The sequence below is a fragment of the Helicobacter sp. NHP22-001 genome (assembly GCF_030270165.1).
Classification (GTDB): Bacteria; Campylobacterota; Campylobacteria; order Campylobacterales; family Helicobacteraceae; genus Helicobacter; species Helicobacter gastrofelis.
The window spans coordinates 93677-118668 of record NZ_BSWS01000001.1; the positions used below are offsets into that span (position 1 = coordinate 93677).

Below are 24992 nucleotides of genomic sequence, written 5' to 3' on the forward strand. Positions count from 1 at the left end.
TTTCATTTACGCAAGATAAAATACCCCCTAAGGGGGGCAGGGTAACCCTCTATGCTCTTTGTAGGGTCTTTAGGGTCTAAAAAGGACTCTAAACTAAGCCCGTCAATCCACGCACTTTTGCGTTGTTCGCTTGTGTCCGTGCTTTTAAAGGCAAGGGGGCTACACTCTTTAAAGCCCGCCTTAAAAGCCCAATTTTGCAAGGCTTTAGGGCTAGGGATAAAAAAGACATTAGACATTTTGGCATAGGTGCTAGGGCATAGGGCGACTTCTAGGGGGCTGTCATAAATCAAGGTGTCTAGCACCAACACCCCGCTAGGCTTTAAGCCCATAAACAAGGCTTTAAGCGTGCTATGCGGGTCTTTTCTGTGGTAAAGCACGCCCAAACAAAAGAGCACATCAAAGTGTTTAGGGTAGGTGCGTAAGTCCTCCACACCCAGTTTCTCGTAAAGAATGGGGGTCTTTAAAAAACCATTGAGCCAATGAAATTGTCTTTCACAAAGTGGGCTAGGATCAAAGCCCACTAGGCTTTTAGGGCGTTGCTCTTGCATGCAAAAAAGGTAGTAGCCATTGTTGCACCCTATGTCGGCGACTTCTAGCCCCTCTAGGTTGATTGCCCCCTTGATTAAATCCCATTTCATGTAGCTTTGCCATTCGCTGTCAATGCAAAAGCCCTTATCGTTTTGGGTAAAACAAAAAGGTCCTTTGCGCCATGGCTTTAGGGCTAATGCCTCTTGATAGACTTGCTCTAAAGATAATTCAGGGGGTAGGCAAATAGGCACGCCCCTATGGATGCCCTCACAGCGGGTCAAACAAGCCCCTTCTTGTGGGTTTGTGCCAAAGTTCTTGTAAAGGCACATTGCCTAGCACCAAGCCTAGCGAATAATCTTTAGCACACAGCAAGCTTTGCAAATCTTGTAGGTCTGTATAGGGGGTGTGGGCGAGCTCTAGGGGCTCCTGGCTAAAGATTTCTAGCCTGTGATAGGGGGCTGTGGTTCTCACAAAGTCTAGCATGCGGGGCAACTCTGTAGTGTGCCTTTCATAAATCAATATCCGCTCACTTTGCCCGAAGGGGCATAACTCTAGGCGTTTGTTGGTGTAATGCGGTTGCATGTGACTTAGCGTGCCTAAATGGCTTAAATGCACCTCCAGCCCCAAACTCTCACAAAGATTTAGCACCCTTGCTAACTCTGTGGCGTATAGCCCTGAGATTTTTAAATCATGCCTTTGCCCCTTGTAGCACAGCGACAAACTAAAAAGTTGCACTTGTAAGAGAGTGTAGGGGGGGGTGCTTGCGATTTCTTGGGGGGTGAGTTTGGGGGGGGTGTGGGTTAAAAGCAAGGTGTGTATGCCCTTTAAGTCCAAATTTAAAAGCTCTAAAAAATCCCCCTCAAAGGCACACACGCCGGGAGCCTTAGCAAGTTTGTTAAAGATCTCGATCTCTAGGCTAGAGAGTTTATAAAGGGATAGGGGAGCGTCTAAAAACTTGTAATACAAGAGCTTAAACACCGCCTCTTGCAAGTTCTCTACGCAAATCCACGCAATCTCGGGGTCGCTGATTGGGGCTTGTTTTTCAAACAGCACCCCATAAGCCCCAAGACGCACCGCCTCCTCAATACAAGCCGGCTCAAAGGCGACAAATAAACAGCCCTTTTTCACGCTAGAAAGTTTAGCTGTGGTGTGGGTGAAAGCACGCACAAAAGGTTCGCTCTTTAAAAACCCCTTTGTGACCGCCACGACTTCACAGACATCCACTAGCCAATCTTTGCCCCATTACTGACAAGCTCTAGGGGGGTGATGAGTTTTAGCCCGTCTTTATCGCTAGCACTAAGCACCATGCCCTCACTCACTAGCCCTAACATGGGGCGGGGGGGCAGATTAAGAAGAGCACAAACTTGCTTGCCCTCTAGGCTCTCAGGGCTGTAGTGCTTAGCGATGCCCGATAGAATTTGACGCACCCGTCCGCCAAAGTCTATTTGTAGGCACAAGAGTTTATCACTCTTAGGCACTTTTTCAGCCTTGACAATGGTGCCGACTTGTAGGTCTAGCTTACTAAAGTCCTCAAATTTAATGTAGGCATTTTGGGGTTCTTTGGGGGTTTCTTTGGTTGTGGCTTGCACTTCTTCAAGCTTAGGATAAAGGGCTTCTATGGGGGCTAGATTTAAGGCGGGGAGTAAAAAGTCTTTTTGCATATACGCTTGAAAACTCTTAGGCTCTAGACTGATGTGTAGCCACTTGGCGAGCTTACTGGCACTTTCGGGCAACACGGGGTAGAGATAAAACACGCTTTTAGCTAAAAAGGTTGCCACAAGGGCAAGCAGTGCCTGGGCTTTCTTGGGGTTGGTTTTGGCAAGCGCCCATGGCTGTTCTTTGGCGATTGTGGCGTTGCACGCCTCAAAAACACGCCACAACTCCTCTAAATAGCGGTGTAGTTGCAACTCTTGCAAATACCCCTTTAAACTCTCTAATTGCGCCTGCCACTGGGTGTAAAGGGGGGCGTAAAACTCAAGGGTGTGGGTGCTCTTAAGCTCCCCACTAAAGGGTTTAAGTAGTCCTGCCAGCCTTTGGATTAAATTACCTAAAGTGTTGCTTAAATCGGCGTTGAAACGGCGAATTAGGGCTTGGACACTAAAATCCCCGTCTTGTCCTAATGGGGCTTCTCTTAAAAGAAAATAACGCAAAGCCTCAGCTCCATAGCTTTGGGCTAAGTCTTTGGCGTTGAGCACATTGCCGATGCTCTTACTCATTTTCACCCCCTCAATGAGCCACCAACCATGCACACAGAGTTGCTGAAAAATAGGCAAATCTAGGCTCATTAAAAAGGCGACCCAATAAATGGCGTGGAAACGCAAAATGTCCTTGCCGACAATGTGTAGGGCGTGGTTGACATAGTCTATGTTGGCATTGTCTGTGCCATAGCCTAGAGAACTCACATAGCTTAAAAGTGCGTCTAGCCACACATACACGACATGCCTAGGCTCGTTTAAGTGCCTGGGTAAGGGCACGCCCCACTCAAAACTCGTGCGGGTGATGGACAAATCGTGCAAGCCCTGCTTAATGAAACTCACCACTTCATTACGGCGAAACAGGGGCAAAATGGCGTGTGGGTGCTTGTTATAAAAGTCCAAAAGCCTCTCTTGGTAGGCGCTCAATCTAAAAAAATAGCTCTCCTCGGCGACCTTGCTCGTGGGGCGGTTGCAATCTGGGCAAGTGGTGCTGTTTGTGGTAAAACTCTCACAGCTCACGCAATAATTGCCCTCATAAGTGCCTTTATAAATGTCGCCCTTTGCTAGCATTGTGTCAAGGGCTTGTTGCACGGCTTGCTCGTGTGTGCTATCTGTGGTGCGGACAAAGTGGTTGTAATCGATTTTAAAATAATCCCACTCTGTCCTAAATTTTTGGCTAATTTTAGACGCATACTCCAAGGGGCTTAAATGGTGCTTGCTGGCACTTAGAGCGATCTTTTGCCCATGCTCGTCTGTGCCGGTGAGTAAAAACACTTCTTTGCCTTGCAGGCTGTGGTATTTTTTGAGCATGTCGGCAATGAAAGTCGTGTAGGCATGCCCTAAGTGGGGGCTGTCATTGACATAATAAATGGGGGTGGTGATTAACATTTTTTGCATGGCAAACCTTTGACTAAAAAAGGCTTATCATAGCACAAAAGCATAAACTAGGCACGGCTACAAGTCTTTTAAAATGCGGATTTCAAAGGTTTTTTCTGCTGTGTCTAAGAGCGTGATTTTGCCCCCATGTGCTTGCACGACTTGCAAGGACAAAGCCAGCCCTAGCCCATTGCCCTTTAATTTCGTAGTCTCAAAAGGCTCAAAGAGCAAATCTTTATCTAAAACTTCCTTGCCATCGTCTTTAATGTGAAACACCACCCACTCATTTTCTTCAAAGGCAATCACTTCGATATGCCCCTCCTCGCAAGCCCCCTCTTCAATCGCATCGATGGCGTTGTATAGAAAGTTTTGCAGGGCAATAGAGAGCAAGCTTAAGTCATAAGATGCGCTGATAGGCGCAATGGCGGTCTTTAGGCTAATGTCCTTGGTGTAGCTGTATTGATTTAGGGCTTCTTTGATTTCGTCCTCTAAAAGCCCCAAACTTTGGGGGACTTTATTAGCATGCACGCCTTTAGAGAACAATAAAGTCGCCTTAATGATCCTCTCCACGCGCCACAGCGCGCGTTGCAACTCAAAGACAATGGGCTTAGTCTTGTCCTCCACTTTTTTTAAGAGCACTGAAGTTAAAAGCGAAATTGAGCCTACAGGGTTTCTAATCTCGTGGGCTAAATGGGCGGAGATTTTACCCATAGACACTAACCGCTCTTGGCGTTTTTGTTTGGTAATGTCCGTGGCGGTGATGATTTCCTTGCCTTGGATTTTGTTGTTTTGAAAGAGATAGTTTTTACCCTCATGCTCGATCTCGGTGTTAAAACCTAGAGCCCTTGCCTTTTCAAAAACTTCTTGGCTCTCAATCGCCTTGCTGTTCTTGTAAAAAAAGCTTTTGTTCTCGTTGATCACCCAAATAGCTTGGGGCAAAATCTCGATCACCCACTCGTATAAAGCTTTGTAGTCTTTAAACTCTTTTTCAACTTTATAGCTTTGCAAAATAAATTCATTGAGTAGTCGCAACAGCTCCTGTCTATCTTGCCCCCCGATATTGTCTAGGATATTTTGATCCACTAGGCTATCCCTTTTTCTGCGCCTCTTGCTCTTTTAAGAAGTTAAACAGCAATTCGCTATAACCAAAATGCCCGCTGAGCTGGTTAGAGAGCGAATCTTTATACATAGATTGGTAAATCTCACTGCCCGCCTGCTTAGGATAAAGCGGGTTATCTAGTTTTAACGCCGTGTCTAGCATGAACTTTAAAAGCAAGGATTCAAAGGCATCGGTTTGGGTTTTGAGTTGTTGATCCTCTAGCTTGCCTCCTTTGGCGTGTTTGAGCTTGTTTGCGTCTAGTTTATTGGCTAGGTATTGGTTGTAAATGTCTAAATTGTTCTTAATCATATGACCTCCATTTCTGCGCTGATCGCGCCGCTTTTTTTCATGGCTTCTAAAATCGACACAATGCTTTTAGAACTCACCCCGATTTTTTGCAAGGCTTTCACCACGCTAGCGATCGTGGCTTTGGGGGTGCTTAAAATGTTCTCTTTAGTGTCTAGGGCGGTGTTAGGTCCTAGCTTTGTAATGTCCTTTTTGGCTTTGCCCTTTTTGGGCTCTAGGGGTTCTTTGGTGATTTTAATCGTAATGTCTCCACTCGTTACGACCACCGGATGCACCACAATATCCACACCTGCCACCACGGTGCCCGACTTCTCGTCAATGATGATTTTATTTTGGTTGCTGTAACTGATATTGATTTCTTGGATGAGGGCCAGAAACTCCACCATAGTGAGCTTTGCGGGCTTTCTTAATTTAATGGTTTTGGGGTCAATGGCTAGGGCTACGGGTTCTTTAAAGGCTTCGTTTAGGGCTTCTTGGATTTTCACGGCGTTTTTAAAATCGGGGCGTTTTAAGCTTAAAGTCATGCCATTTTTGTGCGCCAAATCGTAGGCGACTTCGCGTTCAATGGTCGCACCATTGACGATCGTGCCTGAGAGCAAGTTTTTAGAATTGCCTAAACTCACGCTCCCTTGTGCAATGGCGTAGATATTGCCATCGATTGCCGTTAAGGGGGTCATCACCAACACGCCATGGTCTATGGACTTTGCATCCCCTATGGAGGAGATTTGCACATCGATTTTATCGCCTTGTCTGGCAAAAGAAGGCAGTGTGGCGGTGATCATCACAGCGGCGACATTTTTAGACTTAATATCATCAGGGGAAACCTTGACATTCACGCTCTCTAGCATATTGGCGATGGATTGCATAGTGAATTTCGAGCCCGACTTATCCCCCGTGCCATTGAGCCCTATCACCAAGCCATAACCGATCAACTGATTATCCCGCACGCCCACGATATTGGCGACATCTTCAATCTTTTCAGCGTGCAAGCCCGTGGATAACACCCCACACAAGCACAAAGCCCAAGCGCATTTTTTAAGCATAGCCCAACCCAATTGTCCTAATCTCACAGAGCCCTTAAGCACTCTCAATTCACTTGCATCTCTATCTCAAAAGAACGATCCATTATAGAGTAATTTGTTAAAATAAAAGCTTAGAGAATTCTTAAAAATATTCCTTGCAAGAATATTGATTCCCCTTTAAAGTGCATGTAAATCTCTATCTGTAGCTAAAATGGTGCTTGGAGTAATTAAACAAGGCACGCCTTTTTATGCCCTAAGTCTCAATTATAACTTAAAGACATGCCGTGATTGCATTTCACTAGAGACAGCTCTCCATGTTCTCTTTTGATAGAGTTTCTCTTCTTGTCTCTCATAAATCTCATAGGGGGTTTTCTTATCGTTTAAGTATGAACGAGGATATTAAAACTTTTAAAATACCTTAGATAAAAGTGAACTTTAGCTAGTAAGGTTAGTCTTTAGTTTTTTCAAAATAATATAATTTATAAAATAACCCCTTTGTCCTTCTGCCGTTTATTTTCTATTGATTAAAAACCACTCCCCCAAGACTCCTTGCTTTGTTTAAAGGAGAGCATGTAAATTTTACTGCTCCAAGTCACCACAATACAGTGCCGCACCGTATATACTTTAATAGACCGATTGAACTGTTCTAAGGAAAGACTTGTAATACTATATATTGAATTAATATGCTCTTGATATACTCTTAATTCAAGTAGTTACACATTTACTGTCTAAATGTTATAGGTCTTAATCTCTCTGGCAGATCATGCTTACAAGGACAGTATTGTTGGACAGAACGCTAGTTTGGAGTTCAATGCTAATCTGACTCACCAAATGGCTTAAACAAAGATTTATTTAAAAAGAAAAGTATTGTAGATTTCTTTGATGTTACAAATAACCCTTAGCTTAACTTGGGTTGTGGTTGAATCCTATTTTGAAAGAGAGACTAAAAAACCCGATAAGCAACCATGGCCAAAGATCAGTAAGCCAACCAAAAATGTAAGAACATACTCTTTACTATTTATTCTCAAACAGCTCGCACCTCTCAAATCCTTAAATATATCGTTTTCTTACTCAGACTCTTGCTTGATCTCTTGGGTTTGCGGAAACTTTGTGGCGTGCGGGGAGAAATATTTTTGGGGGCAAGAGTGGATTATTAAGGCAGTTTGAACTTGCTGAAGGCTATATAGCCGCATTACAGTGTGAAGTGGGGTTTTGGATAAAAGCTAACAAAGAAAAAACAGCACAATCCAAGAACTCCAAGACTAAACCACAGCAATCAATCCCAAGGGAGCTATGTATCCATAGATGAGCTCAATAAAAAGTTGCTGAGGCACGGGGAGAGGGGTATAAAGGGGGTAGCTTTGCAAGAACAAGCTAAAAACAATGCACGGCTCTCAACAGAAAAGCAAGACCAACAAGCTCTCACAACACAGATCAACATCCTTAAGACCGCCTAAACTGAGTGAGACAACGAGAAATAGCATTGACTTCAAAACTCCAAGAAGCCAAGAACACCTTAGAAGAACTTGTAGAACCATAAACACCAATACGGGTAAATCCCTCAAACCCCAAGATACTAAACAAATTACAGAGGCACAAGCTAAGGCTTCAAAGCAACTAATGCGCTATGTGAAACATTAGGTGTCCCAAAAATCTGTAAACAAGATGACTATGTAACGCTGAGAAAACCAGGGATATAGAGTTTGGCGGTGTTAAAGAGTTGCTAAGGTATTTTGAAAGTTTGTAAAAAGACAATGGGGACACTCAAATAGCAACTACAATCCTACACGACCCAAACCCCCACTTACGATGAGCTCGAAGCCCAAGTTGTCGGCCAAGAGCACACAATCAAAACTTTACGAGGCGACCTAGAACGCATGAGTGATGAACTCACCAAGACCCTAGAACTCCAAACCTTGGAAAAAGACTAAGAGGAAGTGATATAACAAGCGGTAAAAACGACAACAGATTAGCCCAACAGACAATGCCAACAAGAATTAGATGCCCTTAAATCACAGCAACAACCCATAGCCAAGCTCACTACACCCCAGCAACAAGACCCAGTCTCCAAACCCCAAGATCCAGTGCAAACAACAATCTTAGAGAAATACATAGTGTGGCAAGAAAAGGCTTTTGTGAGGGCATTTATTGAGAGAGCTGTGTGGAAGTATGTGTGTCAAGTAGTGTTAGAGTCGCAAGAATTAGAAAAATCCTTTAATCTCAACAAGGATAAAATTGCAACACTTATACCAAAACTATGGGGGCAAATGGATTTTGATAGATGAAAAAATAAATGGGTTTGAAAGGTGGGTGTAAATTAAACGAACTTAGATAAAATCCCCGAAGCACAGAGCCCATTTATTGCAGCACCCCCGATGACCACCAAAAGCTCTTAATACAACTAGACTACACCATCGATCACTTCTGAGGTACACAAGCTACCCACAAGACTAGAGCCCTTGCTATCTTTAACAAAAAACAAAAATGAACAGAACCCATTTTCCTTAATTATTCGCTTATGTACACTTGCGTATATGAGTATATACAAGTGTAGTTTTATATTTTCTAACCAAATAAACTCGATTTATTTCCCCCATAAATTTTATTTACAAAATAAACAACCATTGACTTAGCTAGGCAAGGCATGGAAAACACATATAAGCATTCTTAAAAACCCTAAACAGACTACAAATACACCATCCTAGCGTAAGGTTTGGGGATTTCAATCTCTTGCCCTAAGCTCATGGCCGCATTAAAACACCAAAAGGGGTTTTTGAGCAAAGCCCTAGCCAAATAGATCGCATCCACAACTTGACTACCCACTAATCTTTGTGCCATTTTGGGCTCTTCTAAGAGCCCGCCCCCGATTGTGGGTTTATCCAAGGCTTCTTTGAGCACCAACGCATAGGGGATTTGATAGCCCGGATAGACTTTAATGCTGGTTTCTTCGGTGGCCTTGCCTGAAGTGGCTCTATAATTCTTAGGTGGGGCTTGCACCACGCCCCCACTGCTGACATTGAGGGCATCATAAAGGGGGCTTAAGGGCTCTAAAAGCTCAGCCATTTTCTCTGGAGTATTGCCCTGTTTATGGTAGTCGGTGGCAGACACGCGCACAATGAGGGGCAAGTCCATAGTCTCTCTTAGGTTCTCTAAGATTTCTTGTAAAATCAATGCCCTATTTTTGCCATAGGCATCGCTTCTTTGGTTAGTTAGGGGGGATAAAAAGCTGCTGAGTAAATAGCCATGGGCGGCGTGGATTTCTAACGCATCAAAGCCCGCTTGTTTGGCTCTTAAACCCGCTTGTTTAAACTCTAAAATGACTTGCTTAATGTCGTTGGTATCCATTTCTTTAGGTGTGGCGTATTGCTCGTTAAAACGCAAAGCTGTGGGGGCTAAAAGCGGAGTGTCTTTGAGCTGCCCCCTTCTGCCTGCGTGCCCAATCTGCAAAGCCACTTTAGAGCCGTATTTGTGGCACTCAGCCACAATCTTAGCCAAACCTTCAATGTGCCCGTCTTCATAAATGCCTAAATCCCCCGGATCGATCCGCCCCTTCGCACTCACCGCCGCCACTTCAAAAATAATCAAGCCCACTTGCCCAATAGCACGGCTGACATAGTGGTGCGTGTGCCACTCGTTGGTGTAGCCATCCACGGCGCTGTATTGATCCATCGGTGCCATCACCACGCGGTTTTTGAGCTCCAAATCCTTGATTTTCCAAGGGCTAAACAACAATGTTTTATCCATTTTCTTCTCCTAGTTGGTTTAAAAAGGCGTGTAAATGCTTATACTCTTTCGCATTTAAATAGCGGGTTTTACCTACAGGCAGAGCGTTTAAAGACACGAAACCAAAGCTAACCCGCTTTAAGTCTAGCACTTCTCGCTTAAAATGTCCGAAAAAGCGGCGTAATTCTCTATTTTGCCCCTCTTGCAAGGTGAGCTTAAGCTTAGAGTAATTGCGGCTGCTTTTAAGCACCATCGCCTGCATGGGGGCAATGTGGATGCTCTCTATGCGACTTTTTTCATGCGCCCCTTCTTTGCTGGTGGTTTCTAAGCCATTTTCAAAGGCATCAAGCATGGCTTGCGTCACGCTCCCATCGATTTTCACCAAATAGGTACGCTCCAAGCGACTATGCATCAAGGTATCCACGACTTTTTTACTATCGCTTAAGAGCAAGAGCCCCATAGACGCATAGTCCAAACGCCCTATGGGGGTGAAGTGTTGAAACTTTTTATCTAAGCTGTCAAAAATGGCCTTGCGTCCCCGATCGTCCTTGTGGCTCACCAGCTCGCCCTTGGGCTTGTGATAGACAATCACGCTGAAATGCTCGTGCTTTTTTGGCCTGAGCAACTTGCCATCCACAAAGATTTTATCTTTGGGGCTAAAGGGTGTGGTGAAGGTGGCTTTGGTGTGCTTGACCTTAACCCGCCCTTCAGCAATGAGCGCGTCGGCAGCCCGGCGCGAGCAGGGGATATTGTGGGCTAAGAATTGGTTTAAACGCATTAATTATCCAGCCATTTGTAGGTTTTAAAATTTTCTTTGATTGTGGTGCTGACTTTAAAGGCGGTGTTGAAACGCAAGCGTTTGTTTTGCTCGTAAAAGACCACGGACAAGGCGCGGTTGCCCTTGTGGCTTGCGGCGGCTTCTTTGAGCTTAGAAAACAAGTCCAAAGACACGCTTGTGTCTAGCACAATGGATAGGGGGATATGCTGCTCGTCTTGGTGTCCGATCACACAAGAGCTAGGATTTTGACTAAAGTCTTTGACAAGGTCTACGGGCTGTGTGTCCTCTGTGTCCTCTTTTTGGACTTTGTAGCGTACTCTTGGGATTTTGGCTTTTTTAATGTTTTCGAAGGTGTCGATCTCCAAAAGACGCAAGCGGGCGACTTCCTCTTGCTCCTCGATCTTGCATTTAAAAGCTAGGGGCAATTCTGTGTCTAGCTGATCTAGGGCGTTTAGTTGTTTTTCAAACAGCATGAGCTCAAAGCGGCCTGAGAAATCCACGATCGCCGCCTCGCCATAGGGTTTTCCGCTGTTTTTCCCCATTTTGCGTTTGACATCTAAAACCTTGCCGATAAACACAGCTGACGAGCCGATCTCCATGCGTGCAATATCTACGCTCTTAGCCACATTTTTAAGGCCTTTAATCTCGTCTTTGAAGGCGTCTAGGGGGTGGCCTGAGAAGTAAAGCCCCATGCACTCGTATTCATAGTTTAAAAGCGTGTTCGCGTCAAATTCGGGCAACTCCACCAAGTCTAAATGTGCCTTTTCTAGCTGTTCGCTAGACATGTTGGCAAACAACCCCACGCTCATCTGCGCGTTGCTCTTATCCTTCCTACGCCCCTCATCGCAAATTGCGTCTAGATTTTCTAGCATGGTGCGGCGGTTGTAGCCCAGCCCGTCTAAGCTGCCTGATTTAACCAGTGGCTCTAAAATGCGTTTGCTAAACTTTGAAAAGTCGATTTTGCTAATCAAGTCCTCTAAACTCGTAAAATTGCCATGTTTTTCGCGAATTTCCACCAAAGTGCCTAGTGGCCCCTCACCCGCCCCCTTGATCGCCTCCAGCCCAAAGACAATGACTTTTTCGCCCTTTGTATCCTCCACCTTAAATTGCACATCGGAGGTATTGACATGGGGGCGCTCCACTTTGATCCCCATAGAGCTTGCCTCTTCTACATAGTAAGCCACCGACTCAATGTGGCGGCATTCGCTGCTGAGCATTGCCGCCATGAACTCGTGCTTGTAGTGGGTTTTTAAATAGGCGGTTTGAAAAGTCAGCATCGCATAGGCGGCGGAGTGGGACTTGTTGAACCCATAGCCGGCAAATTTCACAATCAAGTCAAACAACTCGCCTGCCTTCTGTCCGTCAAACTTATTCTTGATCGCCCCTTGCACGAATTTGGCTTTATTGTCCGCCATGATTTGTGCGTCCTTTTTCCCCATCGCTCGGCGGATCAAATCCGCCTCCCCCAAAGAAAAGCCCGCAATGGTTTGCACGATTTGCATGACTTGCTCTTGATAAACGATCGTGCCATAAGTGGGGCGTAAAATGGGCTCTAGTGCGTCAAACATATAGGTGATCGGGGCGTTGCCGTGCTTGCGATTGACAAAGTCATCCACCATGCCAGACTCCATAGGTCCGGGGCGGCCTAGCGCAATGATCGCAATGATGTCCTCAAAGCTAGAAGGACGCAAGCGTTTGTTAAGGGTTTGAAACATCCCCGACTCGATTTGGAATATCCCCACCGTGTTGCCCTCTTGGATCGTGGCATAGACTTTCGGATCGTCCATATCCACACTCAAAAAGTCGATCTTTTTGTGGCTGTATTTTTCAATGACCTTTAGGGCATCGTGGATCACCGTGAGCGTCTTTAGCCCCAAAAAGTCAAACTTGATTAAGTCGATCGCCTCTAGGTATTTCATGGAATATTGCGTTACAATGCCACCTGTGCGCTCACTCGTGTAAAGGGGGGATTTATACCAAAGCTCCCGCTCGCTATCCACCACCAAAGCCGCCGCATGCTTGCCTGCCGAGCGATTCAAATTTTCTAGACGCAAGGAAAAATCCCAAACCTGTTTGGCAAGCTTGTCTCTCTCAATCAAGGCTTGGATTTTAGGCTCAAGCTCAAAGGCTTCTTGCAAGGTGATCCCTAGCCGATTGGGGATGAGTTTTGCCATTTCATCGGCTTGTTTGTAGGGCATGTCTAACACCCTTGCGACATCGCGGATCACCCCCTTAGCCAGCATTTTATTGAAGGTGATCACCTGAGCGACATTGTACTTGCCGTATTTGGCGATCATATAATCGAGCATTTCGCCCCGCCGTCTTTGGCAAAAGTCGGTGTCAATATCGGGCATGCTCACCCGCTCGGGGTTTAAGAACCGCTCAAAGAGTAGATCGTATTTGAGCGGGTCTATATCCGTGATTTGCAAACAAAAGGCGACCAAACTGCCCGCCGCACTCCCACGCCCCGGACCCACAGGGATATTGCTCTCTCTTGCGTGGCGGATAAAATCCCACACAATCAGCATGTAGCCTGCAAACTTCATGTCGCTGATGGTTTTGATCTCGTATTCTAGCCGTTCTGTGTATTTGGCGTGCAAGCTAGGTTCTACGATCTCTAGGCGTTTTTTAAGCCCCTCTCTTGCCTTGTGGGCGAAGTAGGCTTTATCGTCCTCAAAGTCTAACCCTTCGTTTTGGGCGTATTCTTTGGTGAATTTAAAGCGGGGGGGGGTGGGGGGGTTGGTGTCGTTCTTAAGATCGATCTCTAAATGGCATTTGTCGGCGATCTCTTGCGTGTGTGCGAGGGCTTCGGGGATGTCGGCAAAGAGCCTAGCCATTTCTTCGGGGGTTTTAATGTAAAACTCATGCACGGAGTGTTTGAGCCGTTCGGTGTCATTTAGGGTCTTGCCCATCGCCACACACATAGCAACTTCTTGCGCACTGGCGTCCTCTTTGTTGGTGTAGTGGGTGTCGTTGGTGGCGATAAGCTTAATGCCCGTTTCTTTGGAGAGCCTAATCACCTGTTCGTCAATGGCGAGTTGGTCGGCAATGCCATGGCGCATGATCTCCATATAAAAATCGTCCCCGAAAATGTCTTGGTATTCTAGGGCAATGCGTTTAGCCTCCTCATAGCCCTTTGCACCGAATTTTTTGTTACGGGGGTTTTGGTTGTTTAAATGCCAGTTGATCTCGCCTTGTAAGCATGCACTCGAGCAAATCAGCCCCCTAGCTCTTTCTCTTAAGATTTTCTTATTGATACGGGGGTAGTAGTAAAACCCCTCTAAAAAAGCTTGAGAGCTCAAATACATGAGATTTTGGTAGCCCTCTAAATCTTTGGCGTATAGGCACAAGTGGAAACGCTGGCGGGATTGTTTGTCGTTTAACTTTTCGGCGTTGTGTAGGTAGGTTTCAATGCCAATGATGGGCTTGATCCCCTCTTTTTTCATGTAGGTGTAAAAATCAATCGCCCCAAACATATTGCCATGGTCGGTCATGCTCACACTGGTCATGCCCAGCTCTTTGATCTTTTTGGCTAAAACCTTGATTTTATTTGCGCCATCGAGCAGAGAGTATTCGGTGTGCAGGTGTAGGTGGGTGTAGTTTTGCATTGGGTATCCTTTACCCACACTATTACATAGTAGGACTTAAAAATCAAAAGGGTTAGTTTGGGAACTCTAGGCATGTAAGGGTAAATGTTTGATGAGCTCAAAGCGAGCATTGCCACTTAACAAGGTGCTTACTCCGGCTTGATCACGGCTTTGGCGGTAATGGTGATCATAGCAATATCTTGTAAGAGCGTAATTTTAAATTTGGTTTAGAGGCTAAAGGATTGTGGATAAAAAACACACTTGTTCCCCGTTTGTCGCACCCCACAAATTGGTAACCTTTTTGTTGCCCTAAAGCAATCAACGCTTTAATACTTGCACCAAAATACAATCCGCTGTAGTGTGTTTTGAAACGCTCAAAATCGGGTCGATAGGACACGCCACACATAATTCTAGACCAAATAGAGCGTTAAACTCTGCGATGACAATGGCACATTGGATGCAAGTGATGGCCTCCCAAAAATCTTGCCTTGTGGGCTTAAACAATGTGCTTTAAGATGTATCAAAGCGAGGATGATTTGTCCTTGTTTAAGCGCTCCAACACATAGGAGAGGATCACAAGATCGAAGCGTTTTTCAGGCTTATACTCTAAGAAATTTAGGCACAACATGGCATCAATGCCTAAACTCTACACATGCGCCACAGCCCGCTCATTGATGTCTAGACCAAGAAGCTCAAAATCCCCATTAACCCCTACCCATTTAAGCGCACTTAAAAACTGCCCAAATCCACAACCAAAATCAGGAATCCTTGCATTTTTAGGCAAAGTTTGGACAACTTCGTGTAAATGAGCGGGCAAGTCCATATTTGGTATACATGGAGGGGTCAACCTCCTACGATATAAAATAATCTAGCATCAATTCTTTTAAAAACTATGATTAAAATGCCCGTGCTATTACAGAAAGGCTTAAAGATCAAGTGCGCCGGTCTTTGTGTCTAAAAAATCTTAGCACCACACCCCCGTTTTAATCTCCCCCCTTTCTAAATCTCGTTGTTGCCCTATCTTGGGTGTGGGTTTTAAAAACTTTTGAAAGCCTGAAAATAAAGCAACTCTTTAAAAGAGAGAGGGCATGCGTGTTTTAGCCACAGATGGTTAGCTTTGATTTTACGCATTAAGAGCTTGGAGTGGATTTTTTCTAAGAGTTGCTTGACCTTGTAGGCGGCAAATCGTTTAAACACGGCGCGGAACACATAGTAAAGATGGGTGGTCGCAAGGTCGCTATGGCGGTTGATGAAAACTTGAAAATCTAAGTTGAGCGTGATCTCTGCGTCCTTAAGGGTGTCAAAGCGTAAATGTGTGTAACTTTTAAGCTTGGATTCTAAATAGTGTTGCATGCGTGCCTCAATTTGGCGGATGTTGTTTTGGTAACGCTTTGCGATCTGTAATAATTGCCTTTCCTCATTGTCTTTTGGCTCTTTTAGCCCCAATCTTTCGTAGTGTTTGCCCTTGAAAGTGTAAAAATCCGCCTTGACGCTGTTTAAGATAAAGTGGTGCATTATGTGCCTTTTTTGGTTTAGGTTTTTTCTTGGAGCAACCACACGCCATAAGTGGCGATAAAGTGTTTAAAGGCTAACTTAGACTCTCTTCTTTGCCTCTCTCCTAGTTGAATCTCTAATATGCGTTTAGGACAGGGTGCGAGCAAACATTGCCCGCTCTTTGGATTGAGGCGGTTTTTTAATGCTGTTTGCACCTCTGCGATCGATTGACGCATATTCTCTTTAAATTTTCTCAAAGAGTCTTTGAGTACTTGGGCAAGGTGTTGTCGCATTTGATCCTCCTTTTCACGCGCGGGACTCAAAGTAAAAATTTCTTGGTATTTGGGATTATCTAGACTAACTTGGGCGTGCAAGGTTTCATAAAAATGGCGGATGTGCTTAAAAATCGTCACTTGTTGGCGATGAATGTCTTTGTATAAAGCACTCTCCTTATCCACACCCGCCAACAAGCGATCGAAAGCACTAAAATGTTTGCGCAACACTTCTAGTGCAAGCCCATCAAAAAAAGCCAAAACCCTTGTGTGCCACTTGGCTTTTAGGAGATTTTCTAACTGGTTGCAAAGTTGCCAACGGAGTTGCTCTTGAGTTGCCATTTAAACCTCACGCTACCCGAGTTGCTGGCTAGCATAGGCAGCACTGAAAAACGCAAACGCCAAATCTAATTGCTTTTGCTCTTTTTGGTTGATGTCGCTCGCCTCTTGGATGTCTTTTAACGCTTCTTGGCTGTGTTTAAGAAGGCTATTTTCTTTGTCTAATTGGTCTTGTAGCTTCTCTTTCACACTGTCGATCGCCTCTTGCACCTTGTCCCTAATCTCTTTTTTGAAGTCCCTTAGGGCATCTTGGATGGCTTGGTTGATGAATTGATACATCCTGTTTTCTTTCTCTTTGCCCGGATTGAAGGCACAAATTGTTTGGCATTCTGTGTTATCTAGGCTGATTTTTGTATAAAGCTTTTCGTGAAACCCCTTAATGCGCCCAAAAATGGATTTTTGGCGGTTGCGGATGTTTTGGCGCAAAGACTGCAAATTGCAATGTGCCCCCATTTTTTCCACCTCTTCTACGAGGCGATCGAAGACGGCGATACACTCTTGCCTTAGAGATTCTTGTGGCTCTGCTGCCATTTCTCTAGCCTTTGCTTTAAACTCTGCCAACACCTGATTAAGGTCGATGGTTTCTTGTGCCGATGCACTGCTGGCTGAATAAGAAGGCATTGCGCCCACACTCCTAGCAGTTTCTTGACTGGAGCTAAAGATACTCTTTACGCCATCCCAAATAGTGCTAGCAACTTCTTTAACACTCTCCCAAGCTACACTGGCTTTCTCTGCTACCCAATCGCAAACATCGCTAAACCATCCCATTTCACACCCCGCTTTCTTTAATGATTTTATCGATTTCAGCGTCCAGATTGTCTAAGACACTCTTAGATTCCGCATCAAAATCCGCGATCAAGGATTCAAACTCCTGCTTGGATTTTTCTAATTCCTCTAACTTATGTCTGTCCTGCTCTAGCTTGGCGTTGATTTGGGCTGTGTCTCCTCGCACACTGGCGTAACTCTCACCCAAACTCTTAGCGTGGTTGCCAAAATAATGCTTCATTTCTTGTTGGATGACGGCATAACTTCTGCGAGTGTCCTCTAAGATTTCTTGTTGGGCACTATCCAGCACATCCTCTTTAATCCTCTGGTGGATCGCCTCCACATTGGAGATTTTTTGCAATTCTTTGAGGTGGGGGGCGATTTTATCGCTTTCAAAGAAGCCATAACACAGCTTTTTAAGTTGTTTTTCCTCCTCTGTGCTTAAAGCCCCCTGTTTGGCTAAAGTGCAAAGCAAAGACAAATGCCCCGAAACATGGATGATGTTTTGCTGGGCAAGCTTGGGGTTATAACCCGTTTTGCCCCTGCCTGTGTGATCGGTTGTCAGCCACTCCGTCCATTTGGCTTTGATTTTCTCCCAGTCTTTAGCAGGGTTGTTTAAAATGTCGTAATGCGTGCCCAGCGTATAGACTTTTTCGGGATGGCCATAGGTGTTGTCAAAAATCCTAAAAATGGTGTCTAATTCTTGCCCCTGTAAATTTTTGCACTCCACACACATCAACACCACATTAGCGTTTTGGATGTAGTCGCGTGTAACATTGGAGCGGTAAGCAACGGGGTCATTCAAGCCCGGGGTATCCACGAAAACGATGTTTTTTTCATAGGGGAACTCGGGGAACTCAATAAGCACCTCTTTGACAAAATAATGCACGGGCGATCTGGATGAAGTGTATTTAGCCAAGCACTCTTTACTCAAGGGCTCGCTGATGGCAGACATCCCTAGCCACTTGTCTTTTTCTTGCTCGGCTTTAGATTGCTGGTATTCTTTGAAGAATTTGCCCCCACTATCCGTTGCACTCTTTAAAAGCCGTGCCCACTCCGCTACGCTGTAAAATCTGATCGTGGTTAGAGGCTTAGAGCCGTATTTAAACTTGGTGAGTACAGCAGTTTCGGGATTGACATCCACGCTAGCGTAATCCTTTTGGAGCATGGCATTAATCAAAGTAGATTTACCCGCCTTGATCGTGCCCACAAAGGCGATTTGAAAACCCGCATCGCGTTTTAAAAACTGCTCGATTTGATCGAGAAAGCCCTGCAACTCTTGGGCGTTTTCTGGTATATAGCCCTGCAAGACTTTTAAAAAATTGCGGTTTTGCACCGCTTGCTCAAACACCCCCTGCAAGCCCTCAAGCGGAGCACGCACCTGCACGCTTTCTTCAGCCCTTTGGCACTCTTTAAGAAAGTTTTTGACTTTTTCTTGGACTTCTTTTAGGGTTTGCGTGTTTTGGTAATCACCCCCCCCCCCCCCCCAGCGCGCCACACTCTAAACAAAACAACAAATCCTCCAAAGGGTTTTTAAACCCACAAGCGAAACACACAAAAGACATGCAACACCTTTATTTTTGATCGAGTTATTGAGGGTAGCATGAAGAGATTAACAAAGCACTAAGAAGATGACTAAGAAAGATTAAGAAGATTAAAAAGACTCTTGTATAAATTACCCCCTCCAAACCCCCCTTTAAAAAAGCAAAGGCAAGGGCTACATCATGCCGCCCATGCCTCCCATGCCTCCCATGCCTCCCATGTCGGGCATGGCAGGAGCAGGTTTGTCTTCTTTCACTTCATGCACGGTGGCTTCTGTGGTGAGTAGTAAGCTAGAGACGGACACGGCGTTTTGTAAGGCGATGCGCGCCACTTTAAGCGGATCAATGATCCCTGCCTTAAACATATCCACATATTCGCCATTGCTCGCGTTAAAGCCAAAATGCGCTTCTTTGTGTTTTTCCACTTCATTCACCACCACGCCGCGATCGTAGCCCGCATTGGCGGCGATTTGCGCTAGGGGGGCTTTAATCGCGCGCATGATGATTTCATAGCCCACTTTTTCATCGCCCTCTAGGTTCAAATGCACTTTTTGGGCGGCACGGATCAAAGCTGCCCCCCCACCGATCACAATGCCCTCTTCCACAGCGGCTTTAGTGGCAGACAAAGCGTCATCTACGCGATCTTTCTTTTCTTTCATTTCCACTTCAGAAGCCGCCCCGACTTTGATCACAGCCACGCCGCCGCTGAGTTTTGCTAGGCGTTCTTGGAGTTTTTCTTTATCGTAATCGCTGGTGGTGGCTTCGATTTGGGTTTTGATTTGGGCGATGCGATCTTTCACATCGTGGGCTTTACCCTTGCCATCTACGATTGTAGTGTTGTCTTTGTCGATCACAATCCTAGCAGCCACGCCTAGATCGCTCACATCGGCGTTTTCTAGGGTTTTGCCAAGTTCCTCAGAGATCACTTGTCCGCCGGTCAAAATCGCGATGTCTTTCAGCATTTCTTTACGGCGATCGCCAAAGCCGGGGGCTTTCACAGAGGCGACATTCAGCACACCCCTAAGTTTATTCACCACCAAAGTTGTGAGAGCCTCGCCCTCAATGTCCTCAGCGATGATTAAAAGGGGTTTGCCCTCTTTCATGGTGCGCTCAAGCAAGGGCAAAATGTCCTTCATGCTAGAGATTTTTTTATCGGTGAGTAAAATGTAGCTGTTTTCTAGCTGGGTTGTCATTTTCTCAGCGTTGGTAACAAAATAGGGGGAGAGATAGCCGCGATCAAATTGCATGCCCTCCACCACATCTAATTCGTCCTCAATCCCTTTAGCCTCTTCAACGGTGATCACGCCGTCTTTGCCGACTTTTTCCATCGCATCGGCGATCAACTTCCCGATTTTTTCATCGGAGTTAGCGGAGATGGTGGCAACTTGAGTGATTTCCTCTTTACCGCCCACTTTTTTGCTCGCTTTTTTAAGCTCGGCAATGATCGCCTCACTGGCTTTATCCATGCCCCTTTTGATTTCAATGGGGTTAGCCCCCGCTGTAATGTTGCGTAAGCCCTCCTTAAAAATGCTGTAGGCTAAAACGGTGGCGGTGGTGGTGCCATCACCGGCAGCATCGGCGGTTTTGCTCGCCACTTCTTTGACAAGCTGTGCGCCCATGTTCGCCACAGGGCAAGCAAGCTCGATTTCCTTAGCCACGCTCACGCCGTCCTTTGTAATGCTGGGCGCGCCGTAGCTTTTTTGGATCAACACATTGCGCCCTCTAGGCCCCATAGTAACTTTCACGGTGTCGTGGAGTTGTTTCACGCCTTCAAAAAGTTTGTTGCGTGCGGTGTCTGCAAATTTAATTTCTTTTGTTGCCATTTTTGTTTTCCTTTGTTAAATTTTAAATGCCTGGGTGTTGCTCTTTTTAGTGGTTGTGGCAGCAATTGCCCTCGTGTTTGTGATCGCCCTTGTGATCGTGTCCGTGCCCGTGGCAGCAAGAATCCACAATGCCGAGCACATCTTCAAGTTCTAAAACCATGAACTCCTTACCGCCCAAGACGATTTCAGTGCCTTTATATTTGCCAAAAGCGATCACATCACCCTCTTTAAGGCATTTGCAACCCTCGCTGATTTTATGGCTCACGGCTTTCACCACGCCCATTTGGGGTTTTTCTTTGGCGTTGTCGGGGATGATGATCCCTGAAGCGGTTTTCTTTTCTTCCTCTAGTCTTTCAACCAGCACTCTTTCACCTAATGGTTTAAACATAGGGTCTCCTCAATTTACGAAAATTAGCACTTAAAAAATTTAAGTGCCACGATTTTAGCGAAAAATTGTGCGTAAGTCAAGGCTTAGGGCAGGATTAAAATATTCAACTAAATAAACTTTATAGTAAATGGCTAAAGTTATTTATTACTAAAATTATAAAGTTTTGGACTAAGCCGCCCTGTATACGCCTTTAGGCAAAATCAAAGTTACCTATGCTAAATTCTTAAACATGATCACGCAAGAGTCCTTAGAACAACTCAAACAAGTCGCCGACATCGTGGAGGTGGTGCAAAGCTACATCACACTTAAAAAAGTGGGGAGCAATTACCAAGCAATCTGTCCCTTCCACGACGAAAAGACCCCAAGTTTCATCGTTAGCCCACAACGCAATTCCTTCCGTTGTTATGGTTGTTCTAAGGGGGGCAACGCCTTTACCTTTATCATGGAATATGAAAAGGTGGATTTTCCCACAGCGGCGCAAAAGTTAGCGGGCATGTTTAACTTCCCCTTGCAATTCACCCACGCCAAAGAGCCCACAACCCGCACAGACCTTTTAGAGCAAATCGCCCAGTGCTACCAAGCCCAGCTAGGTAAGACCCCCCATGCACTTGAGTATTTAGAGCAAAGGGGGGTAAGCCCACAAAGTTTAAAGGATTTTTCTTTGGGCTTTTGTGTGCCTTCAAGCGTGTTTGGCTATATCCAAGCACATAAATTAGACACCAAAACGCTGTTGGATTTGGGGGTTTTGGGTCAGGACGACCAGCAAAAAACCTTTGTGCGTTTTGCAAACCGCCTCATGTTTGCCATACACAACCCTAATGGCAAGATTGTGGGCTTTGGGGGGCGGGTGTTGCAAGAAAACGCACAGGTGGCTAAGTACATCAACTCCCCCCAAAGCGCGCTGTTTAATAAATCTAAATTGCTCTATGGCTACTTCCAAGCCCGCCAAAATATCCTAAAAACTAAGCAACTCATTTTGACAGAAGGCTATTTAGATGTGATTTTACTGCACCAAGCCGGGTTTAATACGGCGGTTGCCACGCTAGGCACAGCTTTAACCCCTGAGCATTTGCCAGTCTTAGGTCGGGGCGAGCCTTCTGTCATTTTGCTTTATGATGGCGACAAAGCAGGGCGCACAGCAGCGTTTAAGGCAAGCCAGCTTTTAGCCAAGGAGCTCAAAAGTGGGGGTGTGGTGCTTTTAACCCCTCCGCTTGATCCCGCCGACATGGTTTTACAAGGGCAGATAGAGGAGCTTAAAACTCTTTTAGCCCGCCCCATCCCCTTCATTGAGTTTGTGTTGCAGGGGCTCACCAAGGATTGCAATTTGAATGACCCTTTGCAAAAAAAGCAAGCCTTTGAGCAAGTCCAAGCCTTTTTACATAGCCTACCCCCCGTGGTGCAAGAAGACTACAAGCCCATGGCGGTTAGCCTGTTGCAAACCTCTTTGCGCTTTTTTAGCCCCCAAAAGCCTAAATCCCCAAACCCAAAACCCCAGCCCCTAGCCCAACGCCCCATCAGCGACCCCTTAGAAGAGTTGTTGATCAAATACATGGCGCTCTACCCCGAGTTACTTAGGCAGGCAAAGGTCTACATCAGCACCCCCCAAGTCTTTAAACACTGCGCCCACGCCTTTTTACTTTTGTGCAACGCCCAGCCCGAAGATGCGCAAATTGCCGCCATTAAGCTAGACGAGAGGTTGCCTATGGCCACCCCTCCAGACAAAGATTTTAAGGCACATTTAGTCCTATTTATTAAACGCCACTGCGCCGCACAATTAGAGCAAATCAACTACCTTCCCGGTCTAGAATTGAGCCAAAGGCTAGAAATGCTTGCTTTGTGGCGGACGAAGTTACACCAATCCAACCAAGGAGAACTAGTCAAAGTATGAGAGCCTTAGCGTTGTTTAGCGGAGGGTTAGACAGCTTGCTGTCCATGCACCTTGTCGCCTCACAAGGGGTTGAAGTCATTGCCCTACATTTTAACATCGGGTTTGGAGGCAATAAGGACAAGAGAGAGTACTTAAAGAAAGCCAGCGCGCAAGTGGGTGCAAAATTGCTTTTATGCGACATCCAAGAGCAGTTTTTTAACCATGTCTTGTTTCAGCCCCAATACGGCTATGGCAAGTATTTTAACCCCTGCATCGATTGCCACGCCAATATGTTCCGCCAAGCCTTTTACAAGCTTTTAGAACTCAAGGCGGACTTTGTCATCAGCGGGGAGGTGCTAGGCCAGCGCCCCAAGAGCCAAAGGCGCGAAGCGATGGATCAAGTAAAAAAATTAGTGCGTGGTTTTGGGGTTGAAAGTTGCTTTGATGGCTTGTTAGATCGCAGAGGTGATGACCACAGCAAACCCAAGACCTTAGACGAGTTGTTGTTAAGACCTATGAGCGCACAGCTTTTAGAACCTAGTTTTGCTGAAAAACAGGGGTGGGTGGATAGAGCGAAACTCTTAAGTGTGCAAGGGCGGGGGCGCAGCATGCAATTAGAAAAAGTCAAAGAGCTTGGGCTTGAGCACTATGAAAACCCTAGCGGGGGGTGCTTGCTCACTGATCTGGGCGTGAGCCGCAAGCTTAAAGACTTGCAAGCCCACCGCCAGCGCACACAGCAGGAGATGGTGGTGCAGGACAATGTGCTTGTCAAGGTGGGGCGTTATATGGTCGTGGGGAATACCCGAGTGATTGTAGCGCGCAATGAGCTAGAAAATGCCAAACTTGAAGCCCCGCACCCTCTAATGGAAAAAATCGAGTTGCTCGATTGCAAGGGTCCCTTAGGACTTGTGGAGAAGAGCGCAAGCCGTGAGGAGAAAAAATTAGCTGCACAGATTGTGCTCAGTTATGCTAAAAGTGAGAGTGGTCGGGATTATGGCGTGCAGGTGGGGGATGAAGCCTTTAGCCTTAGCCCCCTTGAGAGAGAAAAGGCGCAGAGCTATTTATTTTTAACTTAAATCAAAGGGAGAAAGGATGCAAGACTTTATCGGTTTAGGGGTTGTGGGTAACTTTGCAAAGCATTTAGAGCAAGCAGGCGAAGCACACAGCTTTATCAACATGAAACATATAGAGAAAGACGCACCTAAAGGGCTTTTTCCTTTTTATTTGCCCAACGATCCGAGCTATTTAGGGCGTGATTGCATGGACAATGAAGTCATGGTCTTGCCCGATGATTTGAGTTTGCGCGCCCAAGCCGAGCCAGAGATCGCCCTAGAGTGTGAAATCACCTATAATGACAAGCACTTGGTGGAGAGCATCACCCCCCACTACTTCATGGCGTTCAACGATGGCTCGATCCGCAACTTCCCCGCCAAAAGGCTGTCGGCTAAAAAGAATTTTTCTAGGGCTTCTAAGGGCATGGGGGCGAAGTTGCCCATTGACCGCTTTGTCTATGGAGGCGTGTGTAACGACTTCTCCATCGCCTCGTTTTTAACTAGAGAAGGGCAAACCCATGTCTATGGGGAGAACTCTAAACTCGTCAAATATGAGTATTTTTACGACAAACTCATGGATTGGATCGTGGAAATGTTGAACACCCAAAGAGACACGGGAGTTTTAGAGGACCTACAAGAAATCCTAAGAGCGCACAACTACCCCTCTAAACTCTTGATCGCCATCGGGGCCACGCCCTACATGCCCTTTGCCCAAGAGCATTTTTTGCAACAGGGCGACACGATCACCATCATTGTCTACAACCACCGCCGCTACAGCTTTGACAAAATTTTAGAGATGACGGCTTCCAACACTTTGTTACAAGCCTCTTTAGCCGACACCTCCATTATCCAACAAAAGGTGCTCTTGGAGAATATTAACTGAATCTGTGTGGTTTTTTATGGATAAAATCCCCAAGTTGAGGTCTTTAAAAGTTTATTAAGCAAGATAAGCTTAGAATGAGGTCCAATTTTATTAATAAAGGATAAATATGAAACAAAAACAAATCAATCCAGATCCGAGTCACGAATTTAACCAGCTTAAACAAGAATATATGCGCCAAGAGGCGGCTTACGCCACTTACTTAAGAGAAAGTAAAAAGAAGCTTTATGGATGTAGGGATGTTTTAGAACGGCACACTTTCTTTATGAACCGCTATAAAGCTTATAAACCGCTTGGTGATGTTTACATGCGCTTGCGCTCCTTGTCCAAACAGTGCAAAATCGGCATGCAATCCATCCGTGAGTCTTTTGAAAAATTTAGACGCACACACAACAACACTCTCACCTCTATTAAGCGCTACGAAGACAAATTACAAAGGATTGAGGGCTAGGGGGAG

20 protein-coding genes are annotated in these 24992 nt (G+C 45.6%); 4 read left to right on the plus strand and 16 right to left on the minus strand.

Annotation, left to right across the window (positions count from 1 at the left end; translation table 11 throughout):
- Positions 1-2: 2 nt before the first annotated feature.
- The 16 genes from cmoB to groES all read right to left on the minus strand — a co-directional run bounded on the left by cmoB (position 3) and on the right by groES (position 20736).
- Positions 3-809 carry a tRNA 5-methoxyuridine(34)/uridine 5-oxyacetic acid(34) synthase CmoB gene (gene cmoB, locus QSJ47_RS00495; protein WP_260321581.1) on the minus strand — a complete coding sequence of 269 codons (807 nt, stop codon included), beginning with the start codon at positions 807-809 and terminating at the stop codon, positions 3-5.
- Positions 796-1752 (minus strand): hypothetical protein, encoded by a 957-nt coding sequence (locus tag QSJ47_RS00500; RefSeq protein WP_285602104.1) that lies wholly within the window; start codon positions 1750-1752, stop codon positions 796-798. The genes cmoB and QSJ47_RS00500 overlap by 14 nt, the downstream gene beginning before the upstream one ends.
- Positions 1752-3620 (minus strand): methionine--tRNA ligase, encoded by a 1869-nt coding sequence (metG, locus tag QSJ47_RS00505; RefSeq protein ID WP_285602105.1) that lies wholly within the window; start codon positions 3618-3620, stop codon positions 1752-1754. Before metG ends, QSJ47_RS00500 begins: the two co-directional genes overlap by 1 nt.
- Positions 3621-3677: 57 nt before the next feature.
- Positions 3678-4682: a sensor histidine kinase gene (locus tag QSJ47_RS00510; protein ID WP_285602106.1), complete on the minus strand. Its 1005-nt coding sequence runs from the start codon at positions 4680-4682 to the stop codon at positions 3678-3680.
- A 4-nt stretch (positions 4683-4686) separates the two neighbouring features.
- Positions 4687-5007 (minus strand): hypothetical protein, encoded by a 321-nt coding sequence (locus tag QSJ47_RS00515; protein WP_221271719.1) that lies wholly within the window; start codon positions 5005-5007, stop codon positions 4687-4689.
- Entirely contained in the window at positions 5004-6047 is a 1044-nt protein-coding gene (locus tag QSJ47_RS00520) for a flagellar basal body P-ring protein FlgI (RefSeq protein ID WP_221272624.1), read from the minus strand. Before QSJ47_RS00520 ends, QSJ47_RS00515 begins: the two co-directional genes overlap by 4 nt.
- 2664 nt (positions 6048-8711) lie before the next feature.
- Positions 8712-9770 (minus strand): oxidoreductase, encoded by a 1059-nt coding sequence (locus tag QSJ47_RS00525; protein WP_221271721.1) that lies wholly within the window; start codon positions 9768-9770, stop codon positions 8712-8714.
- The gene (locus tag QSJ47_RS00530) at positions 9763-10527 is read right to left on the minus strand and encodes a pseudouridine synthase (RefSeq protein WP_221271723.1); all 765 of its coding nucleotides are present in this window, start codon (positions 10525-10527) and stop codon (positions 9763-9765) included. Before QSJ47_RS00530 ends, QSJ47_RS00525 begins: the two co-directional genes overlap by 8 nt.
- On the minus strand, positions 10527-14135 hold the full coding sequence (gene dnaE, locus QSJ47_RS00535) for a DNA polymerase III subunit alpha (RefSeq protein WP_285602107.1): 3609 nt from the start codon (positions 14133-14135) through the stop codon (positions 10527-10529). Before dnaE ends, QSJ47_RS00530 begins: the two co-directional genes overlap by 1 nt.
- 625 nt (positions 14136-14760) lie before the next feature.
- Entirely contained in the window at positions 14761-14937 is a 177-nt protein-coding gene (locus QSJ47_RS00540) for a class I SAM-dependent methyltransferase (protein ID WP_285602108.1), read from the minus strand.
- 212 nt (positions 14938-15149) lie between these two features.
- Positions 15150-15629 carry a hypothetical protein gene (locus QSJ47_RS00545; RefSeq protein ID WP_285602109.1) on the minus strand — a complete coding sequence of 160 codons (480 nt, stop codon included), beginning with the start codon at positions 15627-15629 and terminating at the stop codon, positions 15150-15152.
- Positions 15630-15646: 17 nt separating this feature from the next.
- Positions 15647-16222 carry a hypothetical protein gene (locus QSJ47_RS00550; RefSeq protein ID WP_285602110.1) on the minus strand — a complete coding sequence of 192 codons (576 nt, stop codon included), beginning with the start codon at positions 16220-16222 and terminating at the stop codon, positions 15647-15649.
- A 12-nt stretch (positions 16223-16234) separates the two neighbouring features.
- Positions 16235-16840, minus strand: coding sequence for a hypothetical protein (locus QSJ47_RS00555; RefSeq protein WP_285602111.1), 606 nt, complete (start codon positions 16838-16840; stop codon positions 16235-16237).
- A 148-nt stretch (positions 16841-16988) separates the two neighbouring features.
- Positions 16989-18482 (minus strand): dynamin family protein, encoded by a 1494-nt coding sequence (locus QSJ47_RS00560; RefSeq protein ID WP_285602112.1) that lies wholly within the window; start codon positions 18480-18482, stop codon positions 16989-16991.
- A 219-nt stretch (positions 18483-18701) separates the two neighbouring features.
- Complete coding sequence (gene groL, locus QSJ47_RS00565; RefSeq protein WP_285602113.1) at positions 18702-20348, minus strand: chaperonin GroEL; 1647 nt, start codon at positions 20346-20348, stop codon at positions 18702-18704.
- A 46-nt stretch (positions 20349-20394) separates the two neighbouring features.
- Positions 20395-20736: a co-chaperone GroES gene (groES, locus tag QSJ47_RS00570; RefSeq protein ID WP_053827687.1), complete on the minus strand. Its 342-nt coding sequence runs from the start codon at positions 20734-20736 to the stop codon at positions 20395-20397.
- Positions 20737-20965: 229 nt separating this feature from the next.
- Between groES and dnaG the strand changes: the two genes are divergently transcribed.
- The 4 genes from dnaG (at position 20966) to QSJ47_RS00590 (ending at position 24986) form a co-directional block, all read left to right on the plus strand.
- Entirely contained in the window at positions 20966-22624 is a 1659-nt protein-coding gene (dnaG, locus tag QSJ47_RS00575; protein WP_285602114.1) for a DNA primase, read from the plus strand.
- Positions 22621-23679 carry a 7-cyano-7-deazaguanine synthase gene (locus QSJ47_RS00580; protein ID WP_221271741.1) on the plus strand — a complete coding sequence of 353 codons (1059 nt, stop codon included), beginning with the start codon at positions 22621-22623 and terminating at the stop codon, positions 23677-23679. The genes dnaG and QSJ47_RS00580 overlap by 4 nt, the downstream gene beginning before the upstream one ends.
- Positions 23680-23695: 16 nt before the next feature.
- Entirely contained in the window at positions 23696-24538 is an 843-nt protein-coding gene (locus QSJ47_RS00585) for a DUF5718 family protein (RefSeq protein ID WP_221271743.1), read from the plus strand.
- A 106-nt stretch (positions 24539-24644) separates the two neighbouring features.
- Complete coding sequence (locus QSJ47_RS00590) at positions 24645-24986, plus strand: serine protease (RefSeq protein ID WP_285602115.1); 342 nt, start codon at positions 24645-24647, stop codon at positions 24984-24986.
- The last annotated feature ends 6 nt before the right edge of the window (positions 24987-24992 follow it).